Source organism: Zhihengliuella sp., assembly GCF_031178195.1.
In the GTDB taxonomy this organism is placed as follows: Bacteria; Actinomycetota; Actinomycetes; order Actinomycetales; family Micrococcaceae; genus Zhihengliuella.
Map to the genome: position 1 here is coordinate 318,137 of NZ_JAPSJL010000003.1, position 10,442 is coordinate 328,578.

Consider the following 10,442-nt stretch of genomic DNA (forward strand, 5'->3'; position numbering starts at 1 on the left):
GCGATCAGAGAGGAGGGCGCCATGCCCGTCAGCATCACGGCACCGGACATCACCGGGGTGTGGCGCCCCCTCTCCGATCGGGAGGCCGGCATCGTGCCGGGCCTCTCCACACAGGCGTGGGTGCGCCTGCTGGACAAGCGACCCGACCTGGAGGGACTCATCGCCGCGGGAACCATCACCGTCGACTCGGTGAAGTCGGCCATGGTCTCCATGGTCATCCGCGTCCTGAAGAACATCGACAGCGTCCGCACGATCAGCAACTCCTACGACGACTGGTCCGAGTCCCAGACGCTGGACTCGTCGATCTCCACCGGCGAGCTGTACGTCAACGACCACGAACTCGGCCTCGTCACGCCGGCCTCCACCGTCCCCGAGTACGGCGCCTACTCCGTCTCCCTCTGGGGCGACGGATGAGGCCGTACAACCCCGACGCGATCGCCAAGGGGCAGGCGGCCGCCCTGGAGTCCATGCGGGAGTCCTGCACGATCGCCCGGCTCACAGGGAACACCGTCACGGACCCGGAGACGTGGAAGGACGTCCCCGAGACCACGCCGGTCCCGTCCCTCGGCCGCTGCCGCGTCAAGACGCAGACAGCACTCGTCAGCGACGACAACGACGGCGGCGAGCACGCCTTCACCGTCTCCAAGCCGGAGCTCGTGCTCCCACTGCCGGACCCGGCCACCGGCAAGGACATGTTCCAGCCCGGCGACCTCGTCACCATCACCACGCCGCCCCCCGCCGACGGGCGCTGGGGCGTCCTACCGGGCACCGTCTACCGGCTCACCGAGCCCACCGACGGCACCTTCGTCACCGCCCAACGATGGAAGGCCAGGAGGGTGATCGCATGACCATCGACGTCTCCGAGCTCACCGCCCTGCGGCGCGACCTCGGCCAGGTCGGCATGAAGGGCCTCGAACAGGTCAGCCCCGCCATGAAACGCGCCGGAGTCCAGATGAAGAAGGCGATGCAGGCCGACCTGCGGTCCTCCCGCCACTTCCGCTCCGTCGCCCGCTCCATCACCTTCGACCTTCGCGCGGTCACAGCTTTCGGCGTCCGCAACTACGCCATCGAAGTGGGACCCGACGCAGCCCGGGCAGGATCAGCGGCGCTCGCCGGTATCGCGTACTTCGGCGGTTCGCGCGGGGGCGGCGGGACCGTTCCTGATCCCATCCGTCACGCCGAGACGGAAGCGGACAAGGTCGTCGAGGCCGTCCTCGCCGCCGTCGGGAAAGTGCTGTGAAGGCGTTCTACGACGCCGTCGTGGCGCTGCTCCCGGCCCAGTCCAGCCCGCAGCTGTTCACCGCGGAGCTGTCCAGCCCCCCGGTCGGGGAGGACTACCCCTACACGGTGGTGTGGGGGACGGCTCCGACCGAGTTCAGCGGTGAGTCGTTCGACGATCCGTCGCTGAGCGGCGACCCGGACGCGGTGAGCCTGGAGATGCGGCTCACCTACGCAGCCCTGTCCGTCACTTCTCTGGACCACCTCATCAAGGGCGTGCACGAGGCCCTGGTCCGGGCGAAGCCGACCGTGGCCGGGTACGCGTGCGGGCCCATCAACCTCCGTTCCCTGCTACCGATCCAGCCCGACCGCGACCTCCACGTAGGCGGGCGCAACCCCTTCTATGCCGTGGACGAGTTCACGCTCACGGCGACCCGACTCTAGGAGATCGACATGCCCCGCAAAGGATTCGTCCTCGCCTACGACCCCAACGGGGTCCGCCGTGAGGTGCCCGAGCACTACCTCGACCAGTTCGGCTACCGGCGCACGAAGCCGCCGGTGAACGACGCCGCAAAGTCCGAAGACGCGCCAGCAGACACAGCTGCCGGCGCTGGAAAGAAAGGGAAGTAGCCATGCCGAAGACACTGGCCGATGGCAAGACCAAGTTCACGCTCCTCACCACGAAGCCGGCTGACCCGGCGGCGCCGACGGAGACCGAGCTCAACGCCGGCATCGACGCCTCGCACAAGGTCCTCAAGTCGGATTTCGCGTGGACCAACACCGCTTCGGAGGTCATCTCCGAGCCGGCGCTGGACGACGAGGGCAACACCTCGGCGCCGGGCGCCTCGAACTACGACCTGGGCGCCACGTTCTGGCGGTACTTCCTCGAGACCGGGGCAGCCGACACCGCTGGTGACGACGCTGCGTTCCAGGCCGTCAAGGAGAAGGGCACCCAGCTCTGGGGGTACGCCCGCGAGACGTCCAAGGACTCCGGTGAGCCGTGGGCCGCGACCGACGAGATCTACCTGGGCGGCGAGATCATGACCGACTCGGCGACGAAGGTCGACGCCACCGGCTACGTGAAGCGCCGCGTCGCGTTCATGCCGCAGCGCATGCACGAGAACATCGTCGTCGCCTCGGGCATCTAGCCCGAGTCCAGAGACCCCGTGCGGGCGCGTTGGTCAGGCTCCGCGCCCGCACGGTTCCACTCTCCCGAGCCTGACTACCCCTCAAGAAAATGGAGCCTGCCACCATGACCGAACAGATCCCTGAACAGCTGGACCCAGTGTCGTTCAGCATCGACGACTGGCTGACCGACGCCGCCCTGCCCGAGGAGTCGGTGGACGTGTACAAGCGCGCGGACGTCATCTCGGAGTTGACCGAGATCGAACGCCGCGTCGAGGACCTCGATAAGGCCGAAGACGTGGACGCCGGCGAGGAGTCGATAGGGGAGGCCTCGCCCCGGCAGAAGCTCCTGCGCCGGTACGAGCAGCTGCTCCAGGAGTTCGCCGACTCCCGGCTGACGATCTACGTCCGGGCCATCCCCAAGGAGAAGTTGGACAGCCTCAATGAGCTGTACCAGGCCGAGTGTGGCGCCTCGATCGCCGGCTCGCCGCAGCGAGTCCTGGCGCAGGCGAACCACGGGGCAAGGGTCCTTTGCCACGCCATCGCCGGTGTCAAGGCGGCCGACGGGAAGCGCTACGACGTGCACTGGACTCCCGACCAGCTCCGCAAGATCGCGCGGATGATCGGCGAGGTCCAGTTGCAGCAGATCGCGGAGGCGCACCGCCTCGCCCAGAACGCAGTGCCCGAGGTCAACGCGGATTTTTTGCGCAATGCCTCTGGCACCAGCAAGGAGCCAGACGAGGCCTGATCAGCGTCCTCGAGACAGCGGAGGCACACCGGAGGCCCCCGAGCACTTGGCTCGGGGGCCTCGACGGTTTCTGGGGCGAGAAGGACCAGCTCCTCACGCTCGCGTACACGAAGTACAAGGACGGTCTCTGTGCGTGCGGGAAGCCCGTCTCGATCGCCCACCACTGGGACAACGAGGGCTGGTACGAAGCCGGTTCCACGAAGTGCCACGCCTGCGCTGCCGTGGAGCAGCAGACCCGCGAGAAGGGCTACAAGCCCGAGCCGGGGGAGCGCCTCTACAGCACCTACACCCGAGCCCCGGGGGACCGGCTACCTGCGCTCGGCGGCGGCCAGCAGGCGGACGGCGAAGCCGATCCCGGCCAGTAGCAGTCCGATCAGCAGGATCCACGGGACGGTGAATGCCCCGTTCTGCACCTGGGCGTAGATCGCGATCAGCAGTCCGACGAACGCCGTGACGATGCCGACGTTGATGAGTGCTGTTCCTGGCTTCTTCTGAGTTCCCCCGCTTGTCATGTGCGGATTCTCGCACACCATCGCGTTTTTCGAGGAGGCCTTCATGGCGGATCGTCGCGTCAAAGTCATCCTCGACGCGCAGGTGGACCGGTACCGCAGCGCCATGGCGACCGCCGCCCGGTCGACTGAAGAGCTGGAGAAGGCGGCCAAGGAGACCGGCAGCACGACGGCCAAGCAGACGCTGGCCATGCGTCAGCTGGCGCCCGCGGTCACGACCGCGGGCGTCGCGACGCTCTCCGGGTTCGCACTGGCGGCCAAGGGCGCCGCCGACTTCGACAAGGCGATGTCGAGCGTGCAGGCGGCGACGCACGAGTCAACGGGCAACATGGACCTCCTCCGTGAGGCCGCAGTCCGGACCGGCGCCGACACAGCGTTCTCTGCCGTGGAAGCGGCCCAGGGCATCGAGGAGCTGGCGAAGGCCGGCGTCTCGACGACGGACGTCCTCAACGGCGGCCTGGACGGCGCGCTTGCCCTCGCTGCCGCGGGCGGGCTCGGCGTGGCGGAGGCCTCCGAGATCGCCGCCAGCGCCCTGACCCAGTTCAAGCTCGAAGGTGAGCAGGTCCCGCACGTCGCGGACCTCCTCGCCGCCGGCGCCGGCAAGGCACAGGGCTCCGTCCAGGACATGGGCGCCGCACTGAATCAGTCCGGCCTCGTCGCCTCCCAGCTGGGGCTGACGATCGAGGAGACCACCGGCGGCCTGGCGGCTTTTGCCTCGGCCGGCCTCGTGGGATCCGACGCCGGCACCAGCTTCAAGTCAATGCTCCAGCGGCTCACCCCGCAGTCCAAAGAGGCAGCGAACCTCATGGACGACCTGGGCCTGTCCGCATTCGATTCCCAGGGCAAGTTCATCGGCCTGTCGGAGTACGCCGGCGAGCTGCGGACCGCGCTCGCCGGGATGACCGACGAGCAGCGCAACTCGACCCTGGCGACGCTGTTCGGGTCGGACGCCGTTCGCGCGGCCGCCGTGCTGTACGAGAACGGCGCGGAGGGTGTCCAGAAGTGGGAGGACGCCGTCAACGACGCGGGTTACGCGGCGGAGACAGCGGCCCTGTTGCAAGACAACCTGGCGGGTGACCTGGAGAAGCTGGGCGGTGCGTTCGACACCGTCCTGATCCAGTCGGGCTCGGGCGCGAACGAGGCCCTCCGCGGGCTCGTGCAGGGGCTCGAAAGCTTCGTGGACCTGGTCGGGCAGATCCCTGCCCCGGTTCTCTCCATCGGCGGCGTCATCACGGGCGTTGCCGGCGGGGCAGCTGTACTCGCCGGCGGCTTGATCACGGTGATTCCGAAGGTCAAGGAGACAAGGGACGCGCTGCGGGATCTCGCCGCAGACGGGTCGAAGGTCCCCGGGCGTCTCCGGGCCATCGGCAAGGCGGCTGGATTCCTCACGGGTCTGGCGACATTCGCGACCATCGGCGGGCAGATTCAGGCCGCCGGGTACCTGAAGGACATCCCGGAGGGTACGGGCCACATCGCGGACGCCCTTGCCCGTGTCGCTAACGAGGCGCCGGGTGCGGCCGACGCCCTGGAGTCCGTGTTCCTCGGTTCCAACGGTGAGGGCCTGTCGCCGACGATCACGGACATGGACGCCGCGATCAACGAACTCTTCGGAGACGGAATCGAGGAGAAGGCCGAACGCTGGGTCCAGGGGATCATCACCCCGCTGACCGGCATCAAGGGCTCCGTCCAGATCGCGAAGGACGCCTTCGCGGGCATGGACGCCGAACTCGCCAATATGGTGTCCTCGGGTAACGCCGAGGACGCCGAGCAGGCGATGGAGCAGATCCGGAAGAAGCTGGAGGACTCCGGCGTCGAGGCCGACGAGGCCGCCGCACTGTTCCCGGCATACGCCGACGCGGTAGCCCGCGCCGGCGCCGAAGCCGAGACGAGTGCCGGTGGCATCGAAGAGATCAAGGACCCGCTGCAGGAGTCCGCAGAGGCAGCCCAAGAGGGGGCCGACGCGCTCAGCGAGTACTTCGACATGCTCGTGAAGACCGGGCAGATCGCGATCTCCGAGCAGCAGGCGTTCATCGACCTCGAGAAGGCCATCTCAGGTTCGACGGAGACGATCAAGGAGAACGGCAAGTCGATCGACATCTCGACCGAGAAGGGCCAGCAGAACGTTGAGTCCCTCCTCGGCATCAGCAACGCGACCCTCGGCGTCATCTCAGCGATGCACGCCAAGGGCCGGACCGCTGGAGAGATGGCCGTCGAGGTCCAGAAAGGGCGAGACGCGTTCGTTGCAGCGGCGCTCGCCGCCGGCTACGAAGCCGACGAGGCCAATCGCCTGGCGGACGAGCAGGGACTGATACCGGCGAACGTCTTCACCGAGTACCAGTCGAACGCCGAAGGCGAGATCCAGAAGATCACCGATCTGCACACCTGGATCCAGTCGACTCCGGACAAGACGATCACGATCAGCGACAATTCGCCGGTCACGATCGCCGCGCTCCGGGAGCTGGGGTACATCGTGACGGAGCTGCCCGATGGGCGGATCCAGGTCTCCGAGACAGGCACCACGGAGACCGGCGAGAAGATCGACGCGACCGCAGGCAAGGAACGGACCTCGAAGATCGACGCAGTCGCGATCACCGGGGCCGCAGAGACCGCACTCAACCAGGCTGCCCGCGATCGCACGTCCCACATCACGCAGCGGATCTCGACGACCATCCACACCAACTACACCCAGACCGGGCAGCGCGCGGCCGAGCGCAAGAACTACGGCCAGTCGCGACAGCAGCACGGCGGCCGAGTCCGCCGGCGCTACTCGACCGGCGGTCGGCTCCCGGCCACCGGGCTCGGCGTCGACAAGATCCTCGGCATAGACGAGCACGGCAATCCGACAGCGTGGGTAGACGACCTCGAGTGGGTCATCAATCGGCGCTCGTCGGACAAGCACGACCGCCTGCTCAGGATGATCAACGCCGACGACCCCCGCGTCGACCAGATGAAGAACGCCATCGGCCTCGCCGGCGGCGGCCGACCCGGCGCCCTTCTCTCCGGCCGCGATCTCGTCGCACCACCGGCCTTCGCCGGTCGGCCGGCGGTCTCGGTGCAGGTGCCGGAGATTGCGGATCAGGTTGCATCTGCGGTGACGGCAGCGATTCGGGAGTCTTTCCCGGACACGCTGCAGGCCGATTTTGGTGCCGGTTCCCAGCGGGTGCTGGCGGACATCGTCGACACGCAGGTGCATCAGGCCACGTTCGGGAGCGGCTCGATCTACAACAAGAGGTAGGAGGCGCCCTGTGGCGATGTATCTGGGCACGCCCGGTCGGATGGTGGAACTCAAGTCGGCGGCAGCCCAGCGGAGGACGCGCGCGGAGCGGGTCGCATTCGAGGAGACGGCCGAGGGGAACGTGTTCGGCCAGACCCGGCCGGTCGGCCGGCGGACGTGGGACGTGACCCTGCCGGCGGCGACGACGCCTTACGAGCTCGCCCAGATCGAGGCCTTTGTCGACGGGGACTGGGGGATCGGCCCGTGGGCGTTCCTGCCGGTGGATGCCCTGGTGACGAACACCCTGACGCCGGACACCGCTGCGTGCCGTGCGGGGACGATCGTGAAGGGCACTGGCCTCTCCACGGTCGCCCCGGGCGGTTCGATGGTCCTCCCGGACGGCCGGCGGTCTCCCCGCTCGTGGTCCAAGACGCAGGACGGCGCGCTGTACTTCGGGCTCAACGCCTCCCCGGTCCTGCCGGGGAAGGTCGTGACCGCGTCGGCGTACGTCCAGGGTGCCGCCGGTGCCGCCGGCGTCATCTTCTACGACGCGCTCGGTGGCACGGTGAAGTCGATCGAGTCGGCCGTGATGTCCTCGGCGGCGGTGCCGGTCCGCTCGTTCCTGACGACGACGGTCCCAGCCGGCGCGGTCAGCGCCCGGGTGTTCGTGAACGCGGCCGCCACACTGACGACCTGGCCGGCGCTGACTTGGACGGGTTCCCTCCTCGAGTACGGGGCGGGGCGCGGCTGCGACTACGCGCAGCTGACGGGCTTCTCCGACGACTTGCTGATGGCGATCGCCAATCCGAAGTTCGGCAGGTACTCCAGTGCGTCATTCATGATCCGGGAGGTGGGCTAGTTGCTTCCTGGTGGTCTCGACACGTCCGTGGTCCGCGAGTTCACGAAGAAGATCCTCGTCAACGGCATTGAGCGGCGCGGCCGCTGGTCGACGTCGAGTGAGCTGCAGGGCGATCTACCGGTCGAGGTCGCCTCGGCGAACGGTATCTCGCAGATCCGTGGCTCGATCACGTGGGATCAGCAGGAGGATATGGCGGATGGCCCGTCGCACCCGTTCCGGGACGGGGCTGGCTGGGTCCCGCAGGACGGGGACAAGGTCCAGATCTACGAGAGCGACGGGCTGACGAGTTTCCCGCGGTTCACGGGGAAGATCCTCACCACCGCCGGATCGCTCAAGTCGCGTGCGGTCTCGACGCTGATCGACGACAGTGACCGGCTGACGACGGCGTTCAACTACCCGCCGGTCATCCGGACCATGCCGCCTCTGACCGATGGCGGCGCGTGGCGCCGGGTCGCGACGTCGCCGGTCCAGGTCATCACCGCGGCCGCGGCGCAGGCGGGCTACCGCTCGGTTCATCCGCCGATCGGTACCGTCCTGGTCGACGCGCCGCTGCAGGGGTCGGCGTGGCCTCTCGCTGGACGGTGCGTCAGCGCGAGCAACATCGCCAACGATGGCGGCTTCCCCAATCTGCGGACGACCGCGTCGTTCGGGTGGGGCATGCATGACCTGCGGGCCCGGTACACGCCCCAGTATTCCGCGACCGGGGACCAGCCGCTGCAGCTCATGGTGAGCGTCGGAGCCGACCACAGCGGCGCGGCCAGCATCTTCGCCCACTATGGGGCGTCGAACGTCAGGCTGAGGGTCTCGGCTTCCCGGGTCGCCGAGGCCTGGGTGGGGAGCACGAACCTGGGCGGCCGGTCGCTGGGCTCGGGGGTCCACGCCACCCTCCACGTCTCGGGCACCACGTACACCCTGAAGACGGCCTCCGGGACGTCGGTCCTCACCGGGGCCGCTCGCCCCACGACCGCCCTGGATTCCATCGAGGTCGTGGCAGCGGTCGGTGCCAACATCGCCGGCGTCTCGGCGGCCCGGACATGGACGCTGCCGACGAACTGGTCACCCGACCTGGTGCTCGACGTCTCGTACGAGCACATGCCCGTCAACCCCGTGATCCGCGCGATCGAGTCCTCGACCGTCGCGGACACGCTCGACGAGATCTCCCGGGCGCTGCTCCTGGCGATCCACTTCGACGAGCTCGGACGCCTCGTCGTCCGATCCGCCGACCGGATCGCCAAGGGCCCCGTGGTCCGAGACACCACGACGGCGAAGGACGTCGTCGACATCGAGTGGGAGACAAACCTCCTCTCGCGCCGCAAGGACGTCACCGTCACCGGCCTCAGCCACGTCTACGCCAACACGCAGCGGCGCAACGTCGAGGCCTACCGGGGCTCCGGAGACCAGATGGAGGAGGGAGAGTCCAGGCAGGACTTCGTCAACGTCCCCGCCGACGAGGAGTGGCTCCTCGAGTGGGACGACGTCCCCGCGTTCACCGCCGACGTCGGCGCCCCCGGCTTCAACACCGGCCGGGGAAGCTTCGTCGGCGGATCGATCAGCCAGGACGGCGAGGTCTGGTCCTGGGCCAACGACTACCTGACCGTCGACTACGAGCGCGTGTCGTACCGGACGCTCCGCTTCACACACACCGTCTCGGGTCTGCCGGCAGGGTGGCGGCTCGCGCTGCAGACCGCCGTCAACTCCTCGACGGCCCTGTGGCCGAAGTACCAGGGCTTCAACCTGCCGGTGATCCGCTGCCCGAAGGTGACGTTCGCGGAGGCGAAGACCACCACGGTGCCCGCCGCCACCGACGGTCCCTCGCTCGAGCATCCCGTCGGGCACTGGGCCGGTTGGGAGTCCGGCAACTGGAGTCACCCCGACTACCTGAGGGACTTCATCGCCGCCCTGGTGACGGCCCCGTACCCGGTCATCCAGCGGATGCCGATCGCCCCGGACCCGCGCCTGCAGAAGGGCGACGTGATCCGCGTCCACTCCACGAAGTACCTCGGCGTCATCATCACCGCCGTGATCATCGGGATCGACGAGGACCACGACGACGTCTACCGGCAGGTCCTCAAACTCCGGGTGACCGGCATCGAGACCACGATCAGGTCCTACGACGAGTGGAACGCCACGGCCGCGACCCCGCTGTCCTACGAGCAGTGGGATGCGCTCGCCGTCCAGAACTACGACGGCTTCACCAACACGACAGGAGATCCCCAGTGACCGACTCTCCCCGCGGCTACCCGCTGCCCGACGGGACCGACCCGATGCGCGGTGACACCGACGACAACCTACGGACGGACATCGTCAATCTCGGGATGGCCATCGACGGGGACGTCTCCCAGCTCGAGCAGGAGACCGCGACCAGCCTTCAGGAGATCCAGGACACCTCGGCGCTCTCGCACCGCATCGCCACCGCCGGCTACGAGGGCGCCCTCGGCGACCAGGACGGCCGCCCCAGCTGGGTCCAGTTCGACGGCCAGGGACTGCCCACCCAGGGCGCCGTCGACGGGCTCGCGGCCGCCGGCGTCCCGCACGTGGAGCCGGACGGGCAGGACGGCTTCCGGATCTCCGACACGGACGGCAACCCGTCCTGGCTGTCGGCGGGCGCGGACGGCGGTCCGGACCTGGTCGCGACGATGGCGATCGCGAACGCGATTCACCTCTACGCCGGCCCTGAGGCCCCGTACGTCAACCCCGGCAACTGGATCATCTGGACGCAGACGGACGCCACCGGGCAGCCGCTGAACACCTACATCGGAAGGAACTGAC

Annotated in this window: 12 protein-coding genes; 11 read left to right on the plus strand and 1 reads right to left on the minus strand. The window is 68.4% G+C overall.

Annotated elements, in window-relative coordinates; all coding sequences use genetic code 11:
- Positions 1-21: 21 nt before the first annotated feature.
- The 7 genes from RIN46_RS06550 (at position 22) to RIN46_RS06580 (ending at position 3,091) form a co-directional block, all read left to right on the plus strand.
- Positions 22-414, plus strand: coding sequence for a hypothetical protein (locus RIN46_RS06550; RefSeq protein ID WP_309080281.1), 393 nt, complete (start codon positions 22-24; stop codon positions 412-414).
- Positions 411-848, plus strand: a complete 438-nt coding sequence (locus RIN46_RS06555) for a DUF6093 family protein (RefSeq protein ID WP_309080280.1) — start codon at positions 411-413, stop codon at positions 846-848. Before RIN46_RS06550 ends, RIN46_RS06555 begins: the two co-directional genes overlap by 4 nt.
- Complete coding sequence (locus RIN46_RS06560) at positions 845-1,240, plus strand: hypothetical protein (RefSeq protein WP_309080279.1); 396 nt, start codon at positions 845-847, stop codon at positions 1,238-1,240. Before RIN46_RS06555 ends, RIN46_RS06560 begins: the two co-directional genes overlap by 4 nt.
- Positions 1,237-1,662 carry a hypothetical protein gene (locus RIN46_RS06565; RefSeq protein ID WP_309080278.1) on the plus strand — a complete coding sequence of 142 codons (426 nt, stop codon included), beginning with the start codon at positions 1,237-1,239 and terminating at the stop codon, positions 1,660-1,662. Before RIN46_RS06560 ends, RIN46_RS06565 begins: the two co-directional genes overlap by 4 nt.
- Positions 1,663-1,671: 9 nt before the next feature.
- Complete coding sequence (locus tag RIN46_RS06570) at positions 1,672-1,848, plus strand: hypothetical protein (protein ID WP_309080277.1); 177 nt, start codon at positions 1,672-1,674, stop codon at positions 1,846-1,848.
- A gap of 2 nt (positions 1,849-1,850) precedes the next feature.
- Positions 1,851-2,366 carry a hypothetical protein gene (locus tag RIN46_RS06575; RefSeq protein ID WP_309080276.1) on the plus strand — a complete coding sequence of 172 codons (516 nt, stop codon included), beginning with the start codon at positions 1,851-1,853 and terminating at the stop codon, positions 2,364-2,366.
- Positions 2,367-2,470: 104 nt separating this feature from the next.
- Positions 2,471-3,091, plus strand: a complete 621-nt coding sequence (locus RIN46_RS06580) for a hypothetical protein (protein WP_309080275.1) — start codon at positions 2,471-2,473, stop codon at positions 3,089-3,091.
- A gap of 308 nt (positions 3,092-3,399) precedes the next feature.
- On the opposite strand, the gene RIN46_RS06585 is transcribed toward RIN46_RS06580, so the two are convergent.
- A complete protein-coding gene (locus RIN46_RS06585) occupies positions 3,400-3,603 on the minus strand; it encodes a hypothetical protein (RefSeq protein ID WP_309080274.1) in 204 nt (67 codons plus the stop codon).
- Positions 3,604-3,646: 43 nt separating this feature from the next.
- Here RIN46_RS06585 and RIN46_RS06590 point away from each other — a divergent pair, with 43 nt between their 5' ends.
- The 4 genes from RIN46_RS06590 to RIN46_RS06605 are packed head-to-tail and all read left to right on the plus strand — an operon-like array spanning position 3,647 to position 10,441.
- A complete protein-coding gene (locus RIN46_RS06590) occupies positions 3,647-6,835 on the plus strand; it encodes a phage tail tape measure protein (RefSeq protein WP_309080273.1) in 3,189 nt (1,062 codons plus the stop codon).
- 10 nt (positions 6,836-6,845) lie between these two features.
- Positions 6,846-7,673 (plus strand): hypothetical protein, encoded by an 828-nt coding sequence (locus RIN46_RS06595; RefSeq protein WP_309080272.1) that lies wholly within the window; start codon positions 6,846-6,848, stop codon positions 7,671-7,673.
- Entirely contained in the window at positions 7,674-9,893 is a 2,220-nt protein-coding gene (locus RIN46_RS06600) for a hypothetical protein (RefSeq protein WP_309080271.1), read from the plus strand.
- Positions 9,890-10,441, plus strand: a complete 552-nt coding sequence (locus tag RIN46_RS06605) for a hypothetical protein (protein WP_309080270.1) — start codon at positions 9,890-9,892, stop codon at positions 10,439-10,441. Before RIN46_RS06600 ends, RIN46_RS06605 begins: the two co-directional genes overlap by 4 nt.
- Position 10,442: the final 1 nt, after the last annotated feature.

Coding starts and splice junctions, on each gene's coding strand:
- RIN46_RS06550 (WP_309080281.1), top strand. CDS start 22: ATGCCCGTCAGCATCACGGCACCGGACATCACCGGGGTGTGGCGCCCC.
- RIN46_RS06555 (WP_309080280.1), top strand. CDS start 411: ATGAGGCCGTACAACCCCGACGCGATCGCCAAGGGGCAGGCGGCCGCC.
- RIN46_RS06560 (WP_309080279.1), top strand. CDS start 845: ATGACCATCGACGTCTCCGAGCTCACCGCCCTGCGGCGCGACCTCGGC.
- RIN46_RS06570 (WP_309080277.1), top strand. CDS start 1,672: ATGCCCCGCAAAGGATTCGTCCTCGCCTACGACCCCAACGGGGTCCGC.
- RIN46_RS06575 (WP_309080276.1), top strand. CDS start 1,851: ATGCCGAAGACACTGGCCGATGGCAAGACCAAGTTCACGCTCCTCACC.
- RIN46_RS06580 (WP_309080275.1), top strand. CDS start 2,471: ATGACCGAACAGATCCCTGAACAGCTGGACCCAGTGTCGTTCAGCATC.
- RIN46_RS06585 (WP_309080274.1), bottom strand. CDS start 3,603: ATGACAAGCGGGGGAACTCAGAAGAAGCCAGGAACAGCACTCATCAAC.
- RIN46_RS06590 (WP_309080273.1), top strand. CDS start 3,647: ATGGCGGATCGTCGCGTCAAAGTCATCCTCGACGCGCAGGTGGACCGG.